Annotated in this window: 22 protein-coding genes and 3 pseudogenes; 16 read left to right on the plus strand and 9 right to left on the minus strand. The window is 58.3% G+C overall.

Annotation, left to right across the window (positions count from 1 at the left end):
• Window positions 1–10 precede the first annotated feature (10 nt).
• Window positions 11–829, plus strand: a complete 819-nt coding sequence (minD, locus tag NBG89_RS21715) for a septum site-determining protein MinD (protein ID WP_431324178.1) — start codon at window positions 11–13, stop codon at window positions 827–829.
• The gene (gene minE, locus NBG89_RS21720; protein WP_431324179.1) at window positions 826–1,086 is read left to right on the plus strand and encodes a cell division topological specificity factor MinE; all 261 of its coding nucleotides are present in this window, start codon (window positions 826–828) and stop codon (window positions 1,084–1,086) included. The genes minD and minE overlap by 4 nt, the downstream gene beginning before the upstream one ends.
• A gap of 54 nt (window positions 1,087–1,140) precedes the next feature.
• Here the strand turns inward: minE and NBG89_RS21725 are convergent, their stop codons facing one another.
• Entirely contained in the window at window positions 1,141–1,734 is a 594-nt protein-coding gene (locus tag NBG89_RS21725) for a TetR/AcrR family transcriptional regulator (protein WP_431324180.1), read from the minus strand.
• Window positions 1,735–1,967: 233 nt separating this feature from the next.
• Here NBG89_RS21725 and NBG89_RS21730 point away from each other — a divergent pair, with 233 nt between their 5' ends.
• The 3 genes from NBG89_RS21730 to NBG89_RS21740 are packed head-to-tail and all read left to right on the plus strand — an operon-like array spanning window position 1,968 to window position 5,712.
• A complete protein-coding gene (locus NBG89_RS21730; protein ID WP_431324181.1) occupies window positions 1,968–2,441 on the plus strand; it encodes a (2Fe-2S)-binding protein in 474 nt (157 codons plus the stop codon).
• Window positions 2,441–3,424 carry an FAD binding domain-containing protein gene (locus NBG89_RS21735; protein WP_431324182.1) on the plus strand — a complete coding sequence of 328 codons (984 nt, stop codon included), beginning with the start codon at window positions 2,441–2,443 and terminating at the stop codon, window positions 3,422–3,424. Before NBG89_RS21730 ends, NBG89_RS21735 begins: the two co-directional genes overlap by 1 nt.
• Window positions 3,421–5,712 carry a xanthine dehydrogenase family protein molybdopterin-binding subunit gene (locus NBG89_RS21740; protein ID WP_431324183.1) on the plus strand — a complete coding sequence of 764 codons (2,292 nt, stop codon included), beginning with the start codon at window positions 3,421–3,423 and terminating at the stop codon, window positions 5,710–5,712. Before NBG89_RS21735 ends, NBG89_RS21740 begins: the two co-directional genes overlap by 4 nt.
• Before the next feature lie 306 nt (window positions 5,713–6,018).
• Here the strand turns inward: NBG89_RS21740 and NBG89_RS21745 are convergent, their stop codons facing one another.
• The gene (locus NBG89_RS21745; protein ID WP_431324184.1) at window positions 6,019–6,228 is read right to left on the minus strand and encodes a cold-shock protein; all 210 of its coding nucleotides are present in this window, start codon (window positions 6,226–6,228) and stop codon (window positions 6,019–6,021) included.
• A 534-nt stretch (window positions 6,229–6,762) separates the two neighbouring features.
• On the opposite strand from NBG89_RS21745, the gene NBG89_RS21750 reads away from it, so the two are divergent.
• The 8 genes and pseudogenes from NBG89_RS21750 to NBG89_RS21785 all read left to right on the plus strand — a co-directional run bounded on the left by NBG89_RS21750 (window position 6,763) and on the right by NBG89_RS21785 (window position 12,953).
• Window positions 6,763–7,053, plus strand: coding sequence for a DUF982 domain-containing protein (locus NBG89_RS21750; protein ID WP_431324185.1), 291 nt, complete (start codon window positions 6,763–6,765; stop codon window positions 7,051–7,053).
• 1,385 nt (window positions 7,054–8,438) lie between these two features.
• Window positions 8,439–8,636 carry a hypothetical protein gene (locus NBG89_RS21755; RefSeq protein WP_431324186.1) on the plus strand — a complete coding sequence of 66 codons (198 nt, stop codon included), beginning with the start codon at window positions 8,439–8,441 and terminating at the stop codon, window positions 8,634–8,636.
• 96 nt (window positions 8,637–8,732) lie between these two features.
• Window positions 8,733–9,032: a DUF982 domain-containing protein gene (locus tag NBG89_RS21760; RefSeq protein ID WP_431324187.1), complete on the plus strand. Its 300-nt coding sequence runs from the start codon at window positions 8,733–8,735 to the stop codon at window positions 9,030–9,032.
• Window positions 9,033–9,190: 158 nt separating this feature from the next.
• Window positions 9,191–9,478 (plus strand): hypothetical protein, encoded by a 288-nt coding sequence (locus NBG89_RS21765; protein ID WP_431324188.1) that lies wholly within the window; start codon window positions 9,191–9,193, stop codon window positions 9,476–9,478.
• 110 nt (window positions 9,479–9,588) lie between these two features.
• A complete protein-coding gene (locus NBG89_RS21770) occupies window positions 9,589–10,056 on the plus strand; it encodes an MEKHLA domain-containing protein (protein WP_431324189.1) in 468 nt (155 codons plus the stop codon).
• 111 nt (window positions 10,057–10,167) lie between these two features.
• Entirely contained in the window at window positions 10,168–10,992 is an 825-nt protein-coding gene (locus tag NBG89_RS21775; protein WP_431324190.1) for an ABC transporter permease, read from the plus strand.
• Window positions 10,993–11,029: 37 nt separating this feature from the next.
• Window positions 11,030–12,109, plus strand: a pseudogene (locus NBG89_RS21780) (ABC transporter ATP-binding protein).
• Window positions 12,102–12,953, plus strand: coding sequence for a glycerophosphodiester phosphodiesterase (locus NBG89_RS21785; protein ID WP_431324191.1), 852 nt, complete (start codon window positions 12,102–12,104; stop codon window positions 12,951–12,953). The pseudogene NBG89_RS21780 and the gene NBG89_RS21785 overlap by 8 nt, the downstream one beginning before the upstream one ends.
• On the opposite strand, the pseudogene NBG89_RS21790 reads toward NBG89_RS21785, so the two are convergent.
• The 7 genes and pseudogenes from NBG89_RS21790 to NBG89_RS21820 form a co-directional block, all read right to left on the minus strand.
• Window positions 12,944–13,781: pseudogene (locus tag NBG89_RS21790) on the minus strand (inositol monophosphatase family protein). The gene NBG89_RS21785 and the pseudogene NBG89_RS21790 sit on opposite strands and share 10 nt — an antisense overlap.
• A gap of 93 nt (window positions 13,782–13,874) precedes the next feature.
• Complete coding sequence (locus tag NBG89_RS21795; RefSeq protein ID WP_431324192.1) at window positions 13,875–14,456, minus strand: L,D-transpeptidase; 582 nt, start codon at window positions 14,454–14,456, stop codon at window positions 13,875–13,877.
• A 449-nt stretch (window positions 14,457–14,905) separates the two neighbouring features.
• A pseudogene (locus NBG89_RS21800) lies at window positions 14,906–15,690 on the minus strand (IS3 family transposase); the annotation flags it as partial.
• Between the two features lie 112 nt (window positions 15,691–15,802).
• The gene (locus tag NBG89_RS21805; protein ID WP_431324193.1) at window positions 15,803–16,753 is read right to left on the minus strand and encodes a sugar-binding transcriptional regulator; all 951 of its coding nucleotides are present in this window, start codon (window positions 16,751–16,753) and stop codon (window positions 15,803–15,805) included.
• Window positions 16,754–16,773: 20 nt separating this feature from the next.
• A complete protein-coding gene (locus NBG89_RS21810; RefSeq protein ID WP_431324194.1) occupies window positions 16,774–18,240 on the minus strand; it encodes an FGGY family carbohydrate kinase in 1,467 nt (488 codons plus the stop codon).
• Window positions 18,241–18,301: 61 nt separating this feature from the next.
• Entirely contained in the window at window positions 18,302–19,258 is a 957-nt protein-coding gene (locus NBG89_RS21815; protein WP_431324195.1) for a transketolase family protein, read from the minus strand.
• Window positions 19,258–20,067, minus strand: a complete 810-nt coding sequence (locus NBG89_RS21820) for a transketolase (RefSeq protein ID WP_431324196.1) — start codon at window positions 20,065–20,067, stop codon at window positions 19,258–19,260. Before NBG89_RS21820 ends, NBG89_RS21815 begins: the two co-directional genes overlap by 1 nt.
• Window positions 20,068–20,278: 211 nt before the next feature.
• On the opposite strand from NBG89_RS21820, the gene NBG89_RS21825 reads away from it, so the two are divergent.
• From NBG89_RS21825 to NBG89_RS21835, 3 genes are all read left to right on the plus strand, one after another.
• Entirely contained in the window at window positions 20,279–21,259 is a 981-nt protein-coding gene (locus tag NBG89_RS21825; protein ID WP_431324197.1) for an ABC transporter permease, read from the plus strand.
• A gap of 114 nt (window positions 21,260–21,373) precedes the next feature.
• Entirely contained in the window at window positions 21,374–22,303 is a 930-nt protein-coding gene (locus NBG89_RS21830; protein ID WP_169684291.1) for a sugar ABC transporter substrate-binding protein, read from the plus strand.
• A 28-nt stretch (window positions 22,304–22,331) separates the two neighbouring features.
• Complete coding sequence (locus tag NBG89_RS21835; RefSeq protein ID WP_431324198.1) at window positions 22,332–23,810, plus strand: sugar ABC transporter ATP-binding protein; 1,479 nt, start codon at window positions 22,332–22,334, stop codon at window positions 23,808–23,810.
• The last annotated feature ends 8 nt before the right edge of the window (window positions 23,811–23,818 follow it).

Below are 23,818 nucleotides of genomic sequence, written 5' to 3' on the forward strand. Positions count from 1 at the left end.
GGAGAGAAAGATGGGGAAAGTCATCGTCGTCACTTCGGGCAAGGGCGGAGTGGGCAAGACCACATCCACAGCAGCCCTCGGAGCGGCCTTAGCGCAAAGGAACGAGAAGGTCGTCGTGGTCGACTTTGATGTCGGTCTGCGCAATCTCGATCTCGTCATGGGCGCCGAGCGCAGGGTCGTCTACGACCTCATCAATGTCATCCAGGGCGACGCCAAGCTGTCTCAGGCGCTGATCCGCGACAAGCGGCTGGAGACGCTCTTCCTGTTGCCAGCCTCGCAAACGCGGGACAAGGACAACCTTACGGCCGAGGGCGTCGAGCGTGTCATCAACGATCTGAAGCGCCATTTCGACTGGATTATCTGCGACAGCCCAGCGGGGATAGAGCGCGGTGCGACGCTTGCGATGCGTCACGCCGATGTGGCTGTGGTCGTCACGAACCCCGAGGTCTCCTCCGTTCGCGACTCCGATCGCATTATCGGCTTGCTGGACTCCAAAACAGCCAAGGCCGAGCGCGGCGAGCGGATGGAAAAGCACCTGTTGCTGACGCGCTATGACGCCAGCCGCGCTGACCGTGGCGACATGCTCAAGGTCGATGACGTACTGGAGATCCTCTCCATTCCGCTGCTTGGCATTATTCCGGAAAGCAGCGATGTGCTGCGCGCATCCAATATCGGTGCCCCAGTCACCCTGGCCGATAGCCGCAGCGCGCCGGCCATGGCCTATTTCGATGCTGCGCGCAGACTGGCCGGCGAGGAACTGCCGGTCGTCATCCCGGGAGAGAAGCGGGGCATCTTCGGCAAGATCTTTGGACGGAGGGCCGCTGCATGAGCATCTTCAGCTTCTTTGGCAAACAAAGGACCGCGCCGGCGGCCCGCGAACGCCTGCAAGTACTCCTCGCGCATGAGCGCGTTTCGGCCGGATCCGATCTCATATCGCTGTTGCGCGAGGAAATCCTCGCCGTCATCGCCAAGCATGTGCAGGTCGATAGTGACAGGGTTCGCGTGACGATGGATCGCGACGAGCACATGTCGATCCTTGAAATCGATGTGGAAATTCCGCTGGGCGCGTGCGTTCAGGCGGCATGAACTCAAGGCGGCGCTACGAGCGCCGCTTTTTGCCCTGGAAGCTGGGCGGTGGCGTTATTTCTGCGTCCGCAGCCCATCCATCAAAAGGCCGATCAGCCGGTTCGAGCGATCTCGCCATTCCGGCGACGCTGGTAGAGAATAGATGCTCGAAAGGGCGTGCAGAAGGTCCGTCGTATCGATATCGCTTCGAATGAAGCCCTGATCTGCCGCTGCTCTGAGGAGCCCGTCGGCTGCTCCTCGCAGGATGCCACTACCCTCTGCGAACAATGAGGCGTTTGAGTCCATCAGGATTTTCAGGCTGCCTGCCATCCCCCGTTTGGCGGCGATGTATCCCACAAAACGATGCATCCATTCTTCCAGCGCAACGTCTGGTGAATGGCTCGCCGCCAGTTCCCTTGCTGCCGTGGCAAGGGCCTCAAGCTCCCGGCGGTAGACCACCTCGACCAAATGTTCGCGTGTCGGAAAGTGCCGATAGAGTGTGCCGATGCCAACGCCAGCCTTCCGGGCAATCTCCTCCAAGGAGGTTTCAACGCCACTTGCAGCGAAGGCAGCTGCAGCGGCCTCGATGAGTTTATCGCGATTGCGCCGTGCGTCCGCGCGCAGTGGCTGCAGCATAGGCGGTGCTGTCTTCGGCGGGGCCGAGGCCAAAATGAGCTCCAAGCACTTTCGGGGCTTGACGCGAGGCGGCAACCCACTAGATTAAACGGAGGCTCCTCCGTTTATGTGGAGTGCCTTTTACCTCTTAATCCAGAAGGAGGCAGGATGTCATGTTGAAACGTGCCCGGACTTGCTTTCCACGGGTTTAGGTAGCGCGCTCATCCATGGTGACCACCCTTATTCTCGATTTACCCCTAATCTCGTGACGATGGCAGGAGCTTATCATGACACGAACGGTTCATCTCTTTCTGGACATCAACGGGCGGCGGCATGAGCTCGATGTCGAACCGCGCACGATGTTGCTGGATGCACTGCGTGAGAAACTTGGTCTCACCGGTACGAAGAAGGGCTGCGATCAGGGGCAATGCGGCGCATGCACCATGCATGTCGATGGCAAGCGCGTGCTTGCCTGTCTGACGCTTGCTGCTCAGGCGGAGGGGCGCACGATCACGACCATTGAAGGGCTTGCGGCCGAAAGCGGCGACCTGCATCCGGTACAGGTCGCCTTCCTGGAGCATGATGCCTTCCAGTGTGGCTATTGCACGCCTGGTCAGATCATGTCGGCTGTGGCCTGTATTCGTGAGGGACGGGCCGGATCCGACGAAGAGATCCGCGAATACATGGCCGGCAATCTCTGTCGCTGCGGTGCCTATAACCACATCGTGGCGGCCGTGCGCGAAGCGGCGGAGATGGCGTGATGAGAGATTTCACCTATTTCCGAGCCAGCTCGCCCGACGACGCGCGCCAGCGTGCCGCGCAAACAGGCGCGATGTTGCTTGCCGGTGGCACGACGCTTCTCGACCTCGCCAAATGTGGTGTTGCCGAACCTGAATCGGTCGTCGACATCAGCCACCTCGCCAGCCTGTCACAGATCTCGGCCGATGCAAATGGTGTCACAATTGGCGCGCTTGCCAAAATGGAGGATGTGGCTGGCAGTCCAGGGATCCGGGCAAATTATCCGGCGATTTCACAGTCGCTTTTGCTGGCGGCTTCTCCACAGTTGCGTAACATGGCGACGATTGCCGGCAATCTTCTGCAGCGCACGCGCTGTCCCTATTTTCGCGACCCCGGAACCTTTCCTGCCTGTAACAAGCGTACTCCCGGCTCCGGCTGTTCGGCGTTCGGTGGTGTGACCCGCAATCACGCGGTACTTGGCACCAGCGAGGCTTGTGTTGCCTCCTATCCGGGTGATCTTGCCGTCGCGCTGGTTGCCCTGGAGGCAACGATCGATCTCGGTGACCGCCAGGTCGCGGCTGATGATTTCTTCGTGCTCCCCGGCAATACGCCCGAACGTGAAACGCTCCTTGAGCGAGGCGAGATGCTGATGGCCGTCAACATTCCCGCCTCACCTGTCGCCAGGAACTCGACCTACCTCAAGGTTCGGGATCGGCAGTCTTATGAGTTCGCTGCCGCAAGTGCCGCCGTCGGGCTGGAACTGGAGGAGGACGGCAGGACGGTCCGCGACATTCGCGTTGCAATGGGTGGCGTTGCCACCAAGCCATGGCGGGCGCGGTCGATCGAGAAAGCGTTGATCGGGAAGGCTCTCGATGGCAGCACGGTCGCTGCCGCAAGCCGGCTGGCCATGGATGGCGCCGTCGCTCATGGCGGCAATCATTACAAGATCGAACTTGCGCCGCGTGTCGTGGCGCGCGCCATTTTGACGATGGGAGGTCTCGCATGACCATCATGGAACCTCGCAAGCGCGGCGATGCCTCAGACGGTACGATTGGCGGCCGCCTCTCGCGTCTCGACGGGCGGCTGAAGATTACTGGTCGCGCGACATATGCTCTGGAACAGCCAGTCGAGGGTCTGGTTCATGCGGTCCTCGTGCAGAGCCGGATCGCTGCCGGCCGGGTTGTGAAGGTCGACGCTGCCAAGGCGCAGGCGGCGCCTGGCACGCTGTTGGTGCTGACGCCCGATGTCGATCTTGGCCTGAAGATGGCGTCCGACTGGTATGGAAACCGGCCGGAAAATCAGCCTTACCATCCTCTTTCCAACGATGTCGCCTTCAATGGCCAGGCGGTCGCTGCCGTGATCGGTGAAACGCTGGAACAAGCCGCGGAAGCTGCCCGACTGGTCGACGTCACGTATGAGGAGACGTCGGCCATTGTCGACTTCGACGATCCCAAAGCAGGCGAAGCAACGCTGATCGATGCGCTGACGGTGGCCTGGGGCGACGCCGACGCCGCGCTCGCCACTTCCCAGGTCCGTATCGAGGCCGAGTACCGAACGCCGCGCGAATATCACGTGGCGATCGAGCCGCATGGCCTTGTGGCAAACTGGGACGGCGATCAACTGACGATCTGGGAACCCAGCCAGTGGACGCACGGGATGGCCCGCACTTATGCCGAATGGTACGGACTGCCAGATGAGAACGTGCGTATTGTCTCACCGTTTATCGGTGGAGGCTTCGGTTCCAAGGCCACCGCCTACGCCTATGGCGCCATCGCAACGGCTGCCGCCCGCAAGCTCGGCCGGCCGGTGAAGCTTGCACTCACGCGCCCGCAGACATTCACCGCCTTCGGCGGCCGCGCAACAACCAGGCAGACAATCGCGCTCGGTGCCAACGCCGATGGCGTGCTGCAGTCGATCGTGCATGAGGGGGCGAGCGAAACTGCCATCTATGCGGATTTTCCCGAGCAGACAAACGCGGCAACCCCATTGATGTATGCGGTCGATAATTTCAGGGCGAAACACGGTCTCGTACCTGTGAACACCGTCGTGCCCGGAGCGCTGCGCGCACCGGGCAAGAACCCCAGTACCTTCGGTCTGGAATGCGCCATGGATGAGCTTGCCTATGCGGTCGGCCTCGATCCCGTCGAACTCAGGCTTCGCAACTATGCGGAGCGTGACCCACAATCCGGCAAGCCGTGGTCGACCCGCAGGCTGCGCGAGGCGCTCTCGCAGGGCGGCGAGGCGTTCGGTTGGTCGCGCCGCAGCTTTGTTCCGCGCTCGATGCGGGAAGGCAGGCAACTCATCGGCTGGGGTGTTGCGTGCGGCACATTCCCGGTTCTGCGTGCATCGAGCGAGGCACTGATCCGGATCCTTTCCGATGGTTCCGTGGAAGTCGTCAGCGGTGCGATCGACATGGGTCAGGGTACCTATACGATCCTTGCCCAGACCGCTGCAGAAGTGCTGGGCGTGCCCGCGGCAAACATCAATGTCCGGCTTGGCGATTCGTCGCTGCCTGGCGCCACGGTTGCTGGCGGCTCGATGCTTGCCGGCGCCATCACAGGGGCCGTGCACAAGGCCGCGTCAGCCGCCCGCGACGAACTGATTGAACTTGCCCTCAACGACTTCGCCTCACCCTTGCGCGACACCGGCGCCAATACGCTGATGGTTGCCGATGGCCGGATCTTTGTGCCGCGCGACGGGGGATTGTCCATCTCCATTGCGGAACTCATGACAGCCCTTGGCCGCGACAGCATTGAGATACGGCGAAACACTCTTCCAGAGGGGGAGCAGGGGCCGAAGGGTCACAAGAAGGCCTGGACGACCATGGGAAGCATCCAGGGTCCGACGGCGGGCGCGTTCTCCATGCACAGTTGGTGCGCGCATTTCGTCGAGGTCAAAGTGGACGAAGACTTTGGCACGATCCGCGTTTCCCGCATGGTCTCGGCATTCGATTGCGGCAGGATCTACAACCCCAGGCTGGCCGAGAGCCAGTGGCGCGGCGGCATCATCATGGGCATCGGTCAGGCGCTCCTGGAGGAAGGCTTGGTCGATCCGCGCAACGGGCGAGTGATCAACAACAATCTCGGCGACTACCTCGTTGCGACCAATGCCGACATCCCACCGATCCAGGTGATCTCGGTCGGCATCCCCGACCTCGACGCCTCGGTACTGGGAGGCAAAGGCGTCGGCGAGGTCGGCATCGTCGGCGTCGCCCCGGCTATTGCCAATGCTGTCTTTCACGCAACCGGCAAGCGTGTCCGCGACCTGCCGATAACGCTCGAAAAGCTGCTATGACTTGAGCTGCTGATTGCCTGCGTTGTTTGCTCGGATGACAGACAACGCAGCGCAAAGATCGTGCGCAACCGCGGGCTCCCGCGCACCCTGACTGGAGTGCTCGGGAGCAAATTCGCAACACGCAATGAAGAGCCGTGCAAGGTCCATGTCCTTCGCCCGTCACCGTCGGGTGAACCCAACGCTCGTCTCCAAGCGTCGAGCGCTCATGCTTCCTCGCTTGAGGGACAGATAAAGACCCGAACAACAGAAGGACAGCGGCTTGAAAGCGCCTCGCAAGAGCTTGGCGCTCGCCTTGTCATCGCTATTTTATAGAACCTTGATGTTTTCGGCTGCCGACTTGCCGGATCGGCGATCCTGCACAATTTCGTAACTCACCTTTTGCCCTTCGCGAAGGCTCTCCAGGCCAGATCGCTGGACGGCGGAGATGTGGACAAAAGTGTCTCCTGATCCATCCTCCGGCTGAATGAAGCCGAATCCTTTATCTTGATTGAAAAACTTGACGGTCCCTTTAGGCAACTTCTCATCCTCGGTTGATCCCCAGCGTCGCTGAGCATAGTTCGGATTGATTTGACGGCAATAGCGGTTTGCGATTTGAATTACGGCTGGCTGAAATCCGGCTTAATGGAGCTCATCCGTCGACCAAGCCCCATTCGCATGAATGGTCGTCTGGAGCGCTGTCACGTCCATCATTGCGAATGGCCCTGGTATTCCAATTCGTCCGACCGACACCGCTTGCCTGTCCGAACGTTCCGTTTCGAGCTCGCTGAAGATCAAGCGTGAGTTGCTGGCCTCGGATTGTCGGCTGCGGGCGGTCGCCATCAAGCCTGCCGAAGCCCCCTTTCGGCATCTCTTTCCCGTTCGGATCGGATCGCGGCAAACACGGGCTAGGGCATTCGCAATGACTTGCTCCCCATGAAGCACAAAACGTTCATCTGAAGGAATGTTCATTTCCTTCTCGTTTCTGCCAAGGGCGATGTTATGCAGCGACACTGGACGAAACGAATCACTTTTCCATTTATCAGATTCTCTAATGTCAAGGGGGTTTAGGAGATGGCTGGCGAGTTTCCCGTTTTTATCAGTCCGATGGACGTCGGATTTGAAGGCAATACCGGCCGCTATCGGCATGCTGATACAGTCGAGGACCTCGCCGCCATTCTCCTAAGCAGCAAATGCGATTGGTCTAATGTTCCATCCTTCCATCGCGCGCTCGTATCGACGCTGGAGGCGCTGGAATTTTATGCGGACGCGGCAAGTGCTCGAGCGGCCTTCGTTGTAGCCGCACACGAGGCGGGTCTTCAGGTTCTGCCCGACGACGCCGCAGATGTGCGAAAGGTTGGCTGAAAAAGAGAGCCCTGCAGGGCGCAGGGCTCAAGAAATGATGAGCAGTGCCCTAGAGCGGGCAACAGGCGGACGATACGCCTCACATCGTAGGCCTTCAAGGCAAGCAGTTCTCATCTTTGTTTCGTGACAAGCATCAATGATCCAATCTCAGTTGCTCAGGCCAACTGTATGAGCATTGGCGCTGTTCGTGAATGCGAGCTTCTCGCTGCCCATTGTGCAAGGTGACGGACGGAAATTCCACTCAATCGTGTTTGACGGATGACTGCTGCAGTTTAGTAGCGCCTAAATAAAAACATTGCGGTATACGCGATATCGCGTCATGGTTGCTGGTGCTGCAGGCGATTTGACATTTAGGCTGCGGATAAGGGCATTCCATTTTGAGGGAATGCGTCAAATTGAAGGTCTGTACGACGTTCAACTGTGCAAAAGGCTGGGCCGGTGGTGGGCGAAAGGCCACAAGACATCCCGACCTTCGAGCTGCGAGCGCGGCACGTTGAATGGCGAAATGAACACGTCTTGGTGGAGTAGACGTGGTTGGAAGGCCATCTGAGGAGGGGCATCAATGAGTGATCGTGTGATTGGTTACTTGGTGGCGGCAGAAGTGTGCGCGCTGTTCTGGATAGCCATTGCGATGTTGGTGGTTGGGAATATTTAGCACCTGACGTTCGTTGACCCCGTAAGCCGTCGGCGCACGCTGCTGGTTGCTGCTCCGATCTGGCAGAAGCTGGGCCGCGGGCGGATACCGGGCTTACCGCTGCCTTTAGCGAGGGTATAGTGGGCCGCCAGCCAGCTGCAGGGGTCGCCAGGTCGTGTGGCCGCGAAAGCGCGCATGCCTCGCGAACGACTGGCAGCCCCGGCAACGCCACCACAGTCTTGGCTTTTCGATGACAGTCGCCATAGCGGACCGGTCTGCAGCATTGATCGTGAACGCACGGTTCCCGAGAGTGCGGCCGCACGCTCCAAATCTACCGCTTAAGGGCGTACGAAGTTCCTTGATATCAAGTGATAAAAAGCCGATTGCGATCGTATGCGAAGACGAAATTGGACGAACGTACGTCATTTTCCACTTCGCACCTGCGGTAATTGTCATACGATTTAAAATGCTAAATAATCACAAAAATCAGTTGCTTGCCTGAAGTTTCTCGACTACGTTTTTTAAAGAAAAGTTCCGAAATATCGGTCCTTGCCGGCGTACTCCAGCGGTCGTGACCTCGCTTGAGGAGGATGGTGACGTTGTTTGTTGGACTTCGTTTCTTCACAATGGTGCAGCGAGTGCAGGATCACGTCTCGATCCGATACCGACCTACGATCGCAATCTGACGCGTCGTAAATCCTTCGTTACAACTGTGAGATGGTGCCGCCTTGTGGCGTGCCTGAGGTTTGTTATGCAAAAGCAAGCTGTCGTATTCAACGGTCAGGAAGTTGGGATCGCGGTTCCTGTCGAGAACCGCCTCAAGTTCATCGCTGTCCGATTCAATGTCATCGACCTGGACAACAGGCTCTTCGACACGGTTACCGAAATCCGGCGCGCGATTACAGATCACCTCGCGTCGGCTGGTCGACGTGCGATCACTTCGCGCTGAACGCCAAACGCTTTCCGCTGCCTGCAGTGAATCTTGTGCTCCGTACGCGGCCAGCAACTCCTGTTTGTCAGAAAAGCCCAACCAGGGATGAGATATATGGCACTCGACTTCTTCAAGGCGCCGATTTTTGCGCAGCGTAAGCACTTTATCCAGGAAATCGCGGGCCTGGACGACGTGTTCGATTTTCTCGATGAATGGCCGAACAGCAAGCGGGATTCAACCTACGAAACGGTCGTGAGCGTTGTCCGGGAAGCCGCCTGCAGGCAACGTCCGGTCGCTGCTGCGGAGGAGCGTTTCAGGCAATTTCTGAAGAGCCACGACCAGTTTGTCAGCGTCGAAGATGTGCCCATGCGGTTCCAGTGGTTGTCCGCTGGCAATCTCGGCGGCTCCAGCTGACGGCTAGCGATCGTCGGCCGCGCCTGCTTCCGACTTCTTTACCGGATAGCGAACCGAACCTTGGGAGCCACATAAGCCGAGAACGATTCCGAACAAGGCGCGCGGTCTCTCGTGCCAGTTCGGTACGCTGGTGCAAGCGCGTTAATCGGATATTCAGCATGTCTACACGCGCCTTGAGCGCGGTCCCAGTGCTCGCGGTAAATTCATGGCTAAGTGAGTCTTTCAAGCAATCTGTTGGTCGTGAGCACGTGAACCCACCTTTCGATGAAACCGCCCTGGGAAGGGAGTTTGATCTTTTCGCAGCTGAATTGGCGATGCTGCCAAGGTCACCGGAGATCACTGCGTTGGAACTCCGCTTTGCCCTGTTGCGGGAAGCGGTGGCAATCCGTTTCGCAGGGCCGAGCCGAATAGCAGCTGAGTTGCCTTCGTCGCTGTTTGACGCCTAGAATTGCTGCCGGATCACACTTTGGCGCGTGGCGATCCTGGCTCTTCGGTGCTCTTGACAATTCGTTCGGCGAGGATGTCGCGCCGATTACGCATGGATAATGGATCAAATATGGAAAATAAGCTGCCTGAGCCAGTCGATCTGGCGACGGACCCGGAGTTCTTCGAGCTGTTGACCGGCAGCTTCCAGCGGATCGTCGGCAAGGCGCTTGTTCAACCGGGGCAGGGGCCGGGCTGGCTTTATCGTCAAGCGTCTTGCGTCGTTGTGGCCCATAACACGGATCCCGATCCGCGTTTCATTTATGCCAATGTCGCTGCCCAGAGGCGCTTCGAATATACGTGGGACGAGTTCACGAAGCTGCCGTCACGTTTGTCCGCCGAGGCTCCGGATCGACAAGCACGCCAATTGCTTCTCGATGCCGTTGAGCATCAGGGCTTTATCGCCGACTACCGCGGGCTGCGTGTCACCAAGTCCGGAAAACACTTCTGGATGGAAAGTGGGATTGTCTGGCAGCTGCTTGATGAGCGCGGCAGGAGGCGGGGCCAGGCAGCAGCTTTCTCCAGCTGGACCGATGTCTAGTCGTCCTTGCCACGACGCCATGGCGACGGCGCATTGCACAGCTGTGCAATATTTCGCCGACATCGCTGCGCTGTCATGACGCTGTTACGCTCGAGGCAGGGGAGGCGTGTGATGATGGCCGGAACGCCTGCCTTCGTAAAGGCGGACTGGACCGGCGTCGTGCTGGCATTGCTGCTGACGCTGTTCATCGCTTTGCCGCTCCTTGTTGTTGGGACCTGGGCCTTCAGCGAGATCTGGCGCTACCCTTTTGTGATCCCGCAGAAATTCGGGCTTCGCTACTGGTCGCTGACACTGTCGCGAAGCGATGTGTGGGAGGCCCTTTTCCTTAGCCTGCGCTTGACGACAACTGTAACCATTCTTTCCGCCGTCATTTGTCTTCCCGCCGCCTACGCCTTTGCGCGCATGACGTTTCCGGGGCGGAATATCCTTTTCCTGTCGTTCCTCGCCTCGCATGCATTTCCGAAATTCGGGCTCCTGGTCGCAATTGCTGGCATCTTTCTGCAAATCGGGCTGATCAGCACATTCTGGGGCGTGGTTGTCATTCAGTTGGTCGGCACCTTGATGCTGATGATCTGGATCCCGGTCGCAGCCTTCCAGAACGTCGATCGCCGGATGGAGGAGGCCGCGCGCGATGCCGGGGCCGCCCCTCTGCGCGTCTTCTGGTCGATCACCCTGCCGCAGGCGGCGCCGACGATCGTCGCGGCCGTCTTGCTGACCTTCGTCGGGACGTTCTACGAAACAGAAGGGGCGTGGCTGATCGGTGCGCCGGAAATCCGCACGATGCCGGTCCTGATGGTCACCTTCATCAACAACCAGATCGTCGTTCAATACGGCGCCGTGCTCTCCGTCATGCTGTGGGTTCCCTCCTTCATCGCTCTCATGTTTGCTCGCAGGGTGGTGGGCACCGGAACCTTCGCGAAGGGATTGGGAGCATGATGTTCGTTGTGGGGATTGACACCAGGAAGGGATCCAGATGGCGCGCTTGACCATAAAGGGCGTATCGAAGAGCTTTGGCGCCTCACACGCGGTGCGCGATGTCTCGCTCGATGTCGAAGACGGAGAACTCGTCTGCCTGCTTGGACCTTCCGGCTCAGGCAAGTCGACATTGCTGCGAATGATTGGCGGCTTCGAGGCGCCGACGGCAGGAAACATCCTGATCGATGCAAAGGATGTAACGTCAATGCCGCCTGAAAAGCGGCCGACAGGCATGGTGTTCCAGAGCCATGCGCTGTGGACGCACATGGACGTTTTCAACAACATTGCATTCGGCCTAAAGCTTCGCCGCCTTCCGAAAACCGAGATCCGCGAACGCGCCGAACGGGCGCTGGCGCTCGTCGGTCTTGCCGACTACGGCAAACGCATGACCACGCAGCTTTCCGGCGGCCAGCAGCAACGTGTGGCGCTTGCCCGCTCGCTTGTGCTCGAACTAAAGATCCTTCTGCTCGACGAACCGTTCGCCAGCCTCGACCAGCATTTGCGGGAGCGCTTGCGCGAAGAGGTGCGCGATATCTAGCAGCGGCTTGGCATCACCACGCTCTTCGTCACCCACGGACAGGATGAAGCGCTGGCGCTCGCCGACCGGATCGTCGTCATGCGCGATGGCCGCACCGAGCAGATCGGGCCACCCGATCGTATCTATCGGAAACCAGAGACGGAATTCGTCGCCGGGTTCCTCGGTTCGATGAACTTCGTTCGCACGACCCTGAAGGATGGTTTGAGCCAGCATGCAGCCTTTGTGGTCCCGGTTCCTGTTGCAGATGGCGAAGTCGTGCTTGCCATTCGGCCGGAAGCCCTCTCGCTTGCGGCGACGAAGGATAAAGCGGCCGCCATCGTTCATCGCAGCATCGATTTTGGCACTCATAAAATCGTTGACGTCGACCATGCCGACGGAGCAAGGGTGAAAGTCATGACATCGAGCAATAGCGACTGGATCAAAGGTATGCCGGTGGAGCCAGCCGCCACTGCCTTCAGAGTGTTTCGGGACAATCGGCTTGTCTACGAGTTCGCCGCGGCTTCGAGGCGACAGAACGATCGGGTGTTTGGGCATGCTTGAGGGGCGCGGGGTTGCAATTGAACAATGCGGGCATCGCACCTGGCTGAAGTGGCATCGAGGACACCGGTATGCTGGTGACATTTCCTTCACAGCCGAGCGCATCATTGAGGGTATGGAACTCGGTGCGAGCGTCGAGATCGATCTCGTGCGTTTTTCTGGGGATGGCTTCGCTGTTTTGCATGACGAGACCCTTGAGGCGGCGACAACAGGGTCCGGTCCGGTTCGCCAGGCATCCGAGGCCTATTTGCGTAGCCTTTATCTGAGGGACCCGTTCGGGGCGCCAAGTGAGCACAAGGTGATGATGCTTGACGATCTTGCGCAACTCCTGGCTAAGATCAGCCGAGATCCTCGAGCTGGACTGCAGCTTGACCTTAAGGAGACTTCGCAGACCATTCGCGACACCGACATTGCCGCGTTCGCGGCCGCCATTTCGCCGGTGTCGGACACCGTCATCCTTTCTGGCGGCGACTCGGTTGCTGTCGAGCGGCTTTCACGGGCTGTTCCCGGCATGGCAATCGGCTACGACCCCTGCCACGATGGCGCTGTCGAACGGCTGATGGAAACCCGCGATTTTACAGGCTTCGTTGCCGGTGCTCAACGCGCCGTGCCGCACGCCCGGATGATCTATCTCGATCGCCGGCTGGTGCTTTTCGCCGATCAGGCCGGCTATGACCTCATCAGTGCCTTTCATGATGCGGGCCGGGTCGTTGACGCCTACACGATCAACTCGGCAGTGCCGCAGGCTCTTCCCGGCGTCAGGCGCCTGCTCGAGCTGAAGGCCGACCAGATCACGACCGATGACCCGGTTGGTCTGGAGCGCCTTTTGATGGAGGATCAGGCCTGAAAGCCTGTAACCAGCCAGGGATGGAGGGCCCGGTTCCCGGCAAGAATGTCTCCGCTTGCTGTAACACGCCCGCCATTGAAAGCGGAAACCACACCACCCGCCTCGCGCACCAGCAAGGCAGAAGCGCCGTAATCGTGCAACGAGAGACCATCCTCGAAAAAGCCGTCCAGGCGGCCGCAGGCGACATAGGCGATGGACAACGCCGCCGAACCAAGCCGGCGCACGCCTGCGGTGGTGGCCATCAAGCGCTTCAACGCGCTGAAGTAGCGCTCCTCCGACACGGCCTTCAGCTGCCCGGGGACTGCAAACCGGCGCCGACGAGCACGTCCTCGGTTCCCTTGGAGCTCACACACCAGATCCGCTGTCCATCGACCCGCCGCCAAGTTCGGCGCTGAACAGCTCGTCCAGCATTGCATCGTAGACGACGCCAGCTACGAGCTCACCCTCCTCCACGATCGAGATTGTCATGCCGAAATGCGGAATGCCCCAGGCGAAATTCGTCGTCCCGTCGATTGGATCGATGTAGATCACCGGCGCTCCATCCCCGGCGTTGCGGTTGCCAACCGCTTCTTCGCCCTTGATTGCGTAAGTCGGAAAGGACCTGTTCAATTCGTCGACGATAATTTGCTCGACTGCGACATCGATCTCGGTCTGATAATCCCTCGGCGCTTTTGCAAGCAACTCATCCCCCATTCGACGGCGCAGAGATAAGCGCGCCTTAGCACCTCCGACAAGAATGGCTTTTGCCAATGCGGCGAGGCGCGGCGAAGCAGTTGGTGAGATACGGGACGACACTATGGAGAATTCGCAAGGATTTGGATTCGACATGGTCAGGAGGACATGGCAGAGCCACATGAAGCTTTGATCACGAGAACGCGGACTACGAAGGCTATACACGCCGGATGCGCAGATCCGCCAATGTCATCGCTCGACGATCACACGGGTTCCCGGTTTGACCATCTCGTAAAGCTCCTCGACATCCTCTCTGTACATACGAAAACAACCGCTCGATGCATTGGTGCCAATGGAGGATGGATCGTTGGTGCCGTGGATGCGCAATAAGCCGTCGGCTAGATAAATGGCACGTGTCCCGAGCGGGTTGGAAGGACCCGGCTTCACGATGTCGGGCAGCTTCGGGTTCTTCCGGCGCATGCTCGCCGTCGGACGCCACTCGGGATGCTTGCGCTTGGAGACGACATGTGTGGTGCCGTACCATTGCTTGCCCTGGCGCCCGACAGCAATCGGATAGGCAAGCTGCTCACCTCGAGGTGTTATAAAGACAAGTGTGTGCTCTCGTGTGGCAATGACAATTGTTCCCCCGCCGCTCCTCGTTCGGGGGCGGTGCTCCGGCATCGGCTCACCATAGTCGGGCGGCAGTTCATATGGCCCATAGGGATCACCGTAGCCGTAATCGCCGTAGTCATCATACGGCTCGTAAATCTGGGCCTGAGCCTGAAAGGTGATGAGCAAGAGCGCGGTTGCAAACAGAGTCAGGAGTTTCATTTTTCGCTATCCGCTTGTTTTGAAAGCAAGATAGCCTCGAAATCTATGGCGCCATTGTGGCGGCTGTGTTCCAACGCTTAGGCACAAATCGATGTTGTAACAACGCTTCTTATTACATCCGAGTCTTATTCGCATGTATTCGAGTCTCTCAAATATTCGAGTCAAACAGCCCGAAACGACACCTAGTTAACCTATTGAAGTCGTTCTCAAATTAAACATATATGCGCCGGGTGCGGCTTTCCTTAGCGTTCAGGCGATTCGCGTTAAGGTGCGCGGCAAATTAACGAACGGTAAACGCGAGTTTTGAGCGCCGGTTTCCACTTGGAACGCTCTTCCGGGGGTGGTTTTGATGCCTTCTCTTGAATTACTTCTGGCTGGTCGAGTTGAACGACGTCCTCGTGACCTCACCGTCGACAAAGCACCCCCGCCCAAGCGGGGCGCGTTACTCCTTTGCCACGCCCCTCGATGATCCGGTCCAGCTCACGGGCAACCCGCAGACCGGAAAGTGATGCATCGGCGACGAGTGCCAGGCATTCCCTGGTGCAATCGTCGACGACCGTCAGGACCCGGAACCTGCGTCCATCGGTGAGTTGATCCGACACGAAGTCCAGCGACCAACGATCATTGGCTGCGATCGGAATCAGCATCGGTGCTCGTGTGCCGATCGCTCGCTTGCGACCACCGCGTTTTGCGCACCGTCAGCTTCTCTTCCCGATAGAGCCGGAAGAGCCTCTTGTGGTTCACAATGTGGCCCTCGCGCCTGAGCAGCACGTGAATGCGCCGATATCCGAAGCGGCGACGTTCATGCGCCAATGCCTTCATTCGCTCGCGAAGGTCATGATCGTCGCTGCGGCTCGTTCATGACGGATCGTCATCCGGCAAACGCCGATGGCTTTACACGCCCGCCGTTCACTCATCTGATGATGGCTCATCAGATGAGTGACAGCGTTCCGCTTTGCTGCGGGCGTCACCACTTCTTTCCCAAAAGGTCTTTCAAAGCAGCGTTATCGAGCATGGCATCCGCCAGGAGCCGCTTCAGCTTCGTGTTCTCGTCCTCCAGCGTCTTCAACCGCTTGGCTTCGGACACGTCCATGCCGCCGAATTTGGCTTTCCACTTATAGATACTGGCATCGCTGACGCCGTGCTTGCGGCAAAGCTCCGCGACCGGAGTGCCTGCCTCGTGCTCCTTCAGAATGCCGATAATCTGTTCGTCTGTAAAACGCTTGCGCTTCATTCCCTGGTCCTCTCAATGGGCCAGAGCTTACTTCAAAATGGATTATTTCAACGCGGCAAGGTCAAAAGCGGTCAATGTGCTGGCGCAGCGATCCATCGGACGCAACTGGTGCTTAAGCTACCAGTCGCTGAGCTGTAAACTTGTCTGTGATCAAAGTGTCAATGACTCCGATTCGAAGGGCACCAGCTATTGCAGCGGTCTTCTTTGATCCGCCCGCCAAGGCTATAACGCGATCCACGCGGTGTAGGTCCTCAAGTGGCAATCCCATCACCCGTTCATCTAACGGGGTTTTCACGGCCTTTCCTTCCTTGTCAAAAAACCGAAGGGATATGTCGCCAACTGCCCCAGCTTCAGCTAGATCGGCAAGTTCCCGCGAAGAGAAGATGTTGCCAGATCGCGCGAGAAGCTCGGACGGCTCGACGGCGCCGATGCCTACAATCGCGAGCGTTATGCTACCGAAAAGGTCGATTGTCTCCCTGACGAACGGATCGGCTTGCATAAGCAGCTTCGCCTCCCGAGACGATGTCACACCCTGTACGGGCAACAGCTTTGGTTCGGCGCCGGTCAAACGAGCAAGACGAGTCGTCAGCTGCGTCGCATGCGTTTGTACGGAGGGATCTCCCATGCCACCGAGGGTTTGGACGACGTACTTTGCCTGTGCACTCTTTTGGGGATGAATGTTCTCCACCATCTTAAAGATGGTCTGGCTCCAGCTCGAAACCCCGATAATCTCTCCTGGCGCAAGCGTTACTTCGAGAAGATGAGCTGCGGCTTCACCGATACGTGCCATGATAGCGCCGTCTCTGTCTTCTGAGCACTCGACGACAACTGCTTCAGGGAGGCTGTACTTTTCTCTCAAGGCCTGCTCGAGTTCGCTGTAGGTGCCAATGGGCGGTATGACGCTTGTTCTTACTATATCTTCCGCTTCTGCCCGTTTCAGCATACGGGACACTGTGGCCTGGGACAGGCGGAGGTGCTCTGCGATGTCCGCCTGCCGCCGTCCCTCGATGTGGTACATCTGGGCAACTCGCGAAATAAGCCGAAGTTCGTTTAGGCGAGACATTGCTGATCCGGTGTGAATTTTTATTCACATGTAGCCGGTGTTTGGCGGCCAGTCGAGCGGTGAAGCGCATCATTCCAGGTATTGAGAAGGTCTTTTCGATCGACCGTCATCGGCGTGATGAATTGTGTGGTTCTGGGAAGTCTCTCGATGACAGCGAGGTCACGCCATAGCCCCAAGGATAGGCCCGCCAAATAGGCGGCGCCAAGTGCTGATGCTTCCGGGGCTTCGCATTGAATGACTGGATGTTCGACGAGGTTCGAGACGCACTGCATCAGGAACCGATTCTGGCTGGGACCACCGTCCACATAAAGGGCGCCAAGCTCTCCGCCACTCTGCGTCCGCATCGCCGTGATCACGTCGTTGACTTGGAAAGCGATCGAGTCTGTCACCGCACGTGCCATTTGCGCACGCGTCGTGCTGAAGTTGATCTGCGAGAATAGAGCTCGAGCATCAGAGTTCCAGTAAGGTGCACCTAATCCAACAAAAGCTGGCACGAAACCGGGTCCGCCCGGCTCTGCTGTCTCCGCCAGATCGACGAGCGCTGCCACATCTGGCAGGCCAAGAATGCCTGCCATCCAAGGTAGGCTGGCTGCTGAAACGAGGATATTACCCTCGAAAGCGAACGTGGGTGTTCCGTTGATTCGCCACGCGACGGTTGTGGTGACGCCGTTCTTGGGCGCAATGAAGCGCGGAAGCGTCGTCATTACCGACGAGCCCGTTCCAAACGTTATCTTACCGTCCCCAGGCTTGAATGCTCCGTGACCGAACAGCGCTGCATGACTGTCACCGATTGCGGACCTGATGGGAGTGCCGTCTGGTATCCCCGGAAGCCCCTTGGTCGTTCCAAAATCCGCCGAGCTATCCAGCACCTCGGGCAAAAGCGATGTATCGACTCCAAAGATCTCACCGAGTTCCTCGCTCCATTTCTGTTGCTTGAGATCGAACAATTGGCTTCTTGCCGCATTCGAGGCGTCACAGACGTGCCGCTGTCCTTTGGTCAGGCAATGTATGAGCCAACTGTCAATTGTTCCCAACCGGACAGGGCGAGCCGTCGGCACGCGGTCGAGGAGCCACCGAAATTTCGAACCTGGAAACATTGGATCAAGCGGAAGACCGGTGAGCGCTTGCACGCGATCAAGACGTCCTTGGGCGACCAGACGCTCGCAGTCTGGGGCAGTGCGTCGGCACTGCCAGCTAACGACCGGCCCAAGCGGATCACCCGTTTCTGCATCCCACGCGGTAACTGACTCCCTTTGATTGGAGATGGCGACTGCCACCACCGTGATCTCAGGTGCCGCTTTCAGGCAGGCTTCCACGGCCTCGCAGACGGATGCGTAGACGCGACTAGGGTCCTGCTCCACCCAGCCAGGCTTAGGATAAGAGATTCCGACAGGGGCCGAGCCTCTGGCGACGACTTCTCCCTCTTCACTGACGAGCACCGCCTTAGAATTGGTTGTGCCCTGATCGATCGCAAGAATAGCCTGCATAATTTCCTCCGAATTACATGAACCGGGACGACGGCGCCCCGGTTTGGTAGTTGCGTCCAGGCTACTTGCGCTTGATCAAGACTTGGGCGGCGTCGGCAATCGCGGTTGGGGCCATGCCAAACTCATCGAGCAGGAACTCGGCCGACCCGGTCGGCGCGTAAATTCCCGGTACTCCAAGACGCTTCATTGGGACCGGAGCGTTGTCGACCACCACTTCGGCTACGGCCGAACCGAGTCCGCCGAAGATGGAATGTTCTTCGGCCGTTACAATTGCGCCGGTTTCATTGGCCGCCTTAATGATCGCGTCCTCGTCGATTGGACGAACCGTGGCAAGATTGAGCACCCGGGCGCTGACGCCTCGCTCAGAAAGAATTTCTGCGGCTTTCACGATGCGATGGGTCAGGGTGCCATTGGCGATGAGCGTGACATCCGAACCTTCACGCAGCAGATTTGCCTTGCCCAATTCGAACTTATGACCCTCTGGCAGGAGATCCGGAACGCCAACGCGTGACAGCCGCAGGAAGCACGGTCCCGCATAGGTCGCTGCCCATTCCACCGCTGCGGCGGTCTCAATCCTGTCGCAGGGCGCGATCACCGGAAGATTAGGCAGGACGCGGGTCCAAGCGAAGTCCTCGATAGAATGATGAGTTGGGCCGAGCTCGCCGTAGGCCATTCCGGAGGAAATGCCAACGAGCTTCACGTTAGCATTCGAGTAGGAGATGTCAGCCTTGATTTGCTCGAGCGACCGTCCGGTGAGAAAGGGCGATGCGCCGCAAACGTAGGGAAGGCGGCCACCGTTTGCCAGGCCAGCTCCAACGCCGACCATGTTCTGCTCCGCGATACCGACGTTGACCAGACGGTCCGGAAACTTCGACTTGAAGCCCCCGAGCTTCGAAGAACCCACGGAATCGTTGCAAACCGCGACAATAGTTTCATTCTCTGTTGCCAGACGCTCGAGGGTCGCTGCGAAGGCGTCGCGGCAATCATAGAGCTTTGGTGTGGCTACTGGTGCGTTCATCACACTGCCTCCGATAGTTCTGCCAAAGCAATTTCGTACTGTTCCTTGTTCGGAACTTTGTGATGCCAGTCGACTTTGTCCTGCATGAACGAAATTCCATGACCTTTGTTGGTGTGGGCAACGATGCAATGCGGCCGCGTACTGCGATGTTCGAGCGCTGAGACGACCTCGCTCATAGCGTTTCCGTTGACTTCCGTGACCTCCCAGCCGAAAGCTTCGAGCTTCGGGCGAAGGGGTGCAAGGTCGTTGGTATCTGCCAAGGCCGCGCCCTGCTGGAACCTATTGTGGTCGACAACGAGCGTGAGGTTGTCCAGCTTGAACTGGGCGGCGGCCATTATCGCTTCCCAGTTGGAGCCCTCCTGCATCTCGCCATCGCCGGTGACGACATAGGTGTGATACTTCGCGCCCGAGAGCTTGGCGGCTTTCGCCATGCCGACTGAAACTGGCAAGCCGTGGCCCAGAGGACCAGTATTCGTCTCGACTCCCGGAACCTTGTTGCAGTTCGGATGACCGTTCAGTCTGGAGTGCGGCTTCAGAAACGTCGAAATTTCATCTTCCGGGATAAATCCCCGCTTTGCCAGGGTCACGTACAGAGCGCATGCCGTATGACCCTTGGAAAGGACGAACCTGTCGCGGTCCGGATGCTTTGGCTGGTCGGGCCAGATCGTCAGGACGCGGAAATAGAGGGCCGTCAGAATGTCGATGACCGACATCTCGCCGCCGATATGACCGGCGCCAGCTTCAACGACCGCCTGAAGATCACGCAATCTTATCTCGCGAGCTTTCCGCTCGAGCTCTTGGATATCCATGGGTTCCTCTCGTGCATAAATATTCACATATCAATATTTTTGCACAATAGCCGATTTAGTCAAGCCCTTCGAGCAGTCACCTGCAAACATGAGTGCGTCTAAAACAAGTTGACACCGTTTAACCAACTTGTTAATGAATTTTCCAGCAGGTGTGAATATTTATGCGCACTTGAACGATTATTGGCTACCAACCTAGATCTAGGGAGGAACGATGGTGGCGCTCGATATCCATGAACAGCGACTTTCGTCCGGGAACTGGCTAAGTAAGCTCAAGGGAGCTACCGGTCCGCTTGTAGGCCTGCTGGCGCTCTGCATCTTTTTGAGCTTGAGCACCGAAGCGTTTCTTTCCGTTCGGAACGGTCTCAATATTCTCGATCAGATCACCGTCCTCGGCATTATGGCTGTCGGGATGACCTTCGTCATCCTGATTGGTGGCATCGATCTTTCTGTCGGCTCAGTGCTCGCCCTTGCGATGATGGTGATGGGCTGGACGGCCAACGTCGCTGGTTTGCCGCTCCCGATAGGGATCGTATTTGGCCTGATTGCATCAGCTGTCTCAGGGCTGATCGTCGGACTACTTGTGACACAATTCAGAGTTCCGGCGTTCATCGCCACTCTGGCCATGATGTCCGCTGCACGCGGCGTGGCGAACATGATTACGGATGGCCAGCAAATCGTTGGCTTTCCCGACTGGTTCATGATGCTGGCGATCGACCGGCACTTTGGAATTCTCACGGCGACCGTATTCCTGATGCTTGCCGTCGTGCTCGTGGCCTGGCTCTTTCTGCACTTCCGTTCGGAAGGACGAATGCTCTACGCGGTCGGCGGAAACCCGGAAGTAGCACGTCTCGCTGGTATCAACGTCAAGCTCGTGACGATTGGCGTCTACGTCGTAAGCGCGGTCCTCGCTGGTCTCGCAGGTATCGTACTTGCTGCACGCCTGGACTCGGTGCAGCCCTCCAGTGGTTTCGGCTATGAGCTGGATACCATTGCAGCGGTCGTAATTGGCGGGACCTCACTCTCAGGAGGCGCCGGAGGCATTGGTGGCACGCTTATCGGCGTCCTTATCATCGGGGTTCTTCGCAACGGCCTCAATCTTCTCAACGTTTCGCCGTTCTTGCAGCAGGTGATCATCGGCATCGTCATCGTTCTTGCAGTCGGTGCAGAGACCATTCGTCGGCGTCGCGCCTGACGACAGCTGCCGCAGTTCTGCGGCCTTAGGAATTCCGCCCCACGCGTGGGGCGGATCAATACCCCAAGGGGGAGGTGTTACCCGAGGGTCCTATCCAACAACGGAGGAACTACTATGAAAATTGCACGTACCATGCTCGCGTCTGCTGCCCTGCTCGGTCTCGCGCTCAGCCCCGTTCATGCGGCTGAACTAAAGAAAGTAGGCTTGGCCGTCGCCAACTTGCAGGCAAACTTCTTCAACCAAATTAAGCAATCGGTAGAAGCTGAGGCCAAAAAGCGTGGCATCGAAGTCGTAACAGTCGACGCGAAGGGAGACGGCCCAACACAGGTCAACCAGATCCAGGACCTTCTGACCCAGAACATCGACGCATTGATCTACATTCCGGCAGGCGCTGCCGCCGCAACCGTTCCAGTCAAACTGGCCAAGAGTGCGGGCATTCCTGTCGTCAACGTCGACCGAAACGCCGACGGTGCGCCCGGCGACACCTTCTTGGCAACGGATTCGGTAGCATCCGCGAAGAACGTCTGCGACTACATCCTCAAGCAGGCTGGCGGCAAGGGTAAGATGGTTATCATCCACGGCCAGAAGGGCACGACGCCGGAAGTCGACCGTTCCAAGGGTTGCGCTGAATCCCTGAAGGCAAATCCGGATGTCAAGGTCGTTGCCGAGCAGTATTCGAACATCTGGAGCCAGGACGAAGGCTTCCAGATCATGCAGAACATGCTTCAGGCAAATCCTGACGTCTCAATCGTCTTTGCGCAAGCGGACGCACTTGCACTCGGTGCCGCTCAGGCGATTAAGGTCGCCAACCCTTCGCAGAAGATCGTGGTCGGCGGCTTCGATGGCGATACTGCTGCCCTTGAAGCGTTGAGCAAGGGCGTCTTCGACGTAACTGCCACACAGCAGACACAGAAGATGGGCCGCGACGCGGTCGAAAACGCCGCAAAGCTTGTTGCTGGAGAAAAGGTGCCGCCAGTACAGCTCCTCGATGCCACGCTGACGACCAAGGAAAACGTTGCAGGCTTCATCGCCAACCATCCGTAACAGCGTTGAGATCTTGAGGAGGTGTGCCATGACTGATCCGGTTCTTTCCCTGAGAGGCATTTCCAAGCGGTACGGACCGCTCCAGGTCCTGAAGAATGTCAGCCTGGATGTCTACCCCGGCGAAGTGGTTGCACTTCTCGGCGAGAACGGAGCGGGAAAGTCAACGCTCTCCGGCATCATCGCCGGCTCGCGCACGCCATCCGAAGGATCGATGACTTGGCTGGGGCAGCCCTATGCCCCAGCTACCCCAAGAGAGGCAATCGACAAGGGCGTTGTCCTGATCCATCAGGAACTGCAACTCCTGCCACAGCTCACCATTGCAGAAAACGTCTTCATTGGCCGTTGGCCGATGAAGAACGGTGTTGTTGATCGTGCACAGATGGTTCGCCGCGCCCAAGAACAGCTCGCCCGCCTCAACCTGCACATTCCGGCGACACGGAAGGTCGAAGGACTTTCCACTGCAAATCAACAACTCATCGAAATCGCCAAGGCACTTGCTCTCAATGCCAAGCTGCTCATCCTCGACGAGCCGACGGCTGCTCTTGGCGGCGCCGAGACCGAGGCACTATTCGAGCAGGTCCGAAAGCTACGCTCGGAGGGCGTCGGCATCATCTACATCTCTCACCGCATGGAGGAGATCAAGAAGATCACCGACCGCATCGTCGTGCTGCGTGACGGCGAGCGCGTACAGGAATTTGCTGACAGCTCCACGCCCGTGCGCACCATCGTCGAAAGTATGGTCGGACGTTCGCTGGAACGGATGTTTCCGACGCTCCCAGTACCGACCGACCGGCCGGTGCTGCAGGTCTCGGGTCTAAGTTCGCCTGAAAATTCGTTCCGCGACGTGACCTTTGATGTCAAGGCGGGCGAGATCCTCGGGATTGCAGGATTGGTTGGAGCCGGTCGTACAGAACTGGTTCGTGCCATATCTGGAGCGGATCCAATCGGCGCTGGCTCGATCAAGCTCGAAGGCAAGGAACTTAAACTGCGCGACCCCGCTGACGCGATTGCCAAGGGTATTGTCATGGTTCCCGAGGATCGCAAAGATCAAGGGCTGGTCGTCGGGCACAAGATCGGCGAGAACATAATTTACGCCAATCTGGACAAGCTGGGTGGTGGTTGGATCACGCCAAGCGCAAAGCGTTCGTTTGCGGAAAAGGCCGTCGCCAAGTTTGGCGTAAAAGGTCGTGTGGAGCAGTATGCCTCCGACCTGTCTGGCGGCAATCAACAGAAAGTCGTCATCGCAAAATGGTTGATGCGCGATCCGAAGGTCGTTGTCCTCGACGAACCCACCCGGGGCATCGATGTCGGCGCCCGCGCGGGTATCTACGACATCATTGCAAATCTCGCCAAACAGGGTGTTGCGGTCATCGTCGTGAGCTCGGACCTCGAGGAAGTTCTTGGTGTATCGAACCGCATCTTGGTCCTCGCGCAGGGCAAGCAGGCAGGAATTCTCAACCGTGACGAGGCGAACGATGTCTCCGTCATGGAGCTAGCGACAATCTAAATAGACGA

This window comes from Rhizobium sp. YTU87027, from assembly GCF_050644135.1.
In the GTDB taxonomy this organism is placed as follows: domain Bacteria; phylum Pseudomonadota; class Alphaproteobacteria; order Rhizobiales; family Rhizobiaceae; genus Rhizobium.

Bases quoted from the DNA above. Each gene is read 5' to 3' on its own strand.
- NBG89_RS21755 (WP_431324186.1), top strand. From the start codon at position 8,439: ATGCAAAAGCAAGCTGTCGTATTCAACGGTCAGGAAGTTGGGATCGCG.
- minE (WP_431324179.1), top strand. From the start codon at position 826: ATGAGCATCTTCAGCTTCTTTGGCAAACAAAGGACCGCGCCGGCGGCC.
- NBG89_RS21740 (WP_431324183.1), top strand. From the start codon at position 3,421: ATGACCATCATGGAACCTCGCAAGCGCGGCGATGCCTCAGACGGTACG.
- minD (WP_431324178.1), top strand. From the start codon at position 11: ATGGGGAAAGTCATCGTCGTCACTTCGGGCAAGGGCGGAGTGGGCAAG.
- NBG89_RS21795 (WP_431324192.1), bottom strand. From the start codon at position 14,456: ATGAAACTCCTGACTCTGTTTGCAACCGCGCTCTTGCTCATCACCTTT.
- NBG89_RS21820 (WP_431324196.1), bottom strand. From the start codon at position 20,067: ATGGATATCCAAGAGCTCGAGCGGAAAGCTCGCGAGATAAGATTGCGT.
- NBG89_RS21810 (WP_431324194.1), bottom strand. From the start codon at position 18,240: ATGCAGGCTATTCTTGCGATCGATCAGGGCACAACCAATTCTAAGGCG.
- NBG89_RS21750 (WP_431324185.1), top strand. From the start codon at position 6,763: ATGGCTGGCGAGTTTCCCGTTTTTATCAGTCCGATGGACGTCGGATTT.
- NBG89_RS21805 (WP_431324193.1), bottom strand. From the start codon at position 16,753: ATGTCTCGCCTAAACGAACTTCGGCTTATTTCGCGAGTTGCCCAGATG.
- NBG89_RS21830 (WP_169684291.1), top strand. From the start codon at position 21,374: ATGAAAATTGCACGTACCATGCTCGCGTCTGCTGCCCTGCTCGGTCTC.
- NBG89_RS21835 (WP_431324198.1), top strand. From the start codon at position 22,332: ATGACTGATCCGGTTCTTTCCCTGAGAGGCATTTCCAAGCGGTACGGA.
- NBG89_RS21785 (WP_431324191.1), top strand. From the start codon at position 12,102: ATGCTTGAGGGGCGCGGGGTTGCAATTGAACAATGCGGGCATCGCACC.
- NBG89_RS21770 (WP_431324189.1), top strand. From the start codon at position 9,589: ATGGAAAATAAGCTGCCTGAGCCAGTCGATCTGGCGACGGACCCGGAG.
- NBG89_RS21765 (WP_431324188.1), top strand. From the start codon at position 9,191: ATGTCTACACGCGCCTTGAGCGCGGTCCCAGTGCTCGCGGTAAATTCA.
- NBG89_RS21775 (WP_431324190.1), top strand. From the start codon at position 10,168: ATGATGGCCGGAACGCCTGCCTTCGTAAAGGCGGACTGGACCGGCGTC.
- NBG89_RS21730 (WP_431324181.1), top strand. From the start codon at position 1,968: ATGACACGAACGGTTCATCTCTTTCTGGACATCAACGGGCGGCGGCAT.
- NBG89_RS21815 (WP_431324195.1), bottom strand. From the start codon at position 19,258: ATGAACGCACCAGTAGCCACACCAAAGCTCTATGATTGCCGCGACGCC.
- NBG89_RS21735 (WP_431324182.1), top strand. From the start codon at position 2,441: ATGAGAGATTTCACCTATTTCCGAGCCAGCTCGCCCGACGACGCGCGC.
- NBG89_RS21825 (WP_431324197.1), top strand. From the start codon at position 20,279: ATGGTGGCGCTCGATATCCATGAACAGCGACTTTCGTCCGGGAACTGG.
- NBG89_RS21760 (WP_431324187.1), top strand. From the start codon at position 8,733: ATGGCACTCGACTTCTTCAAGGCGCCGATTTTTGCGCAGCGTAAGCAC.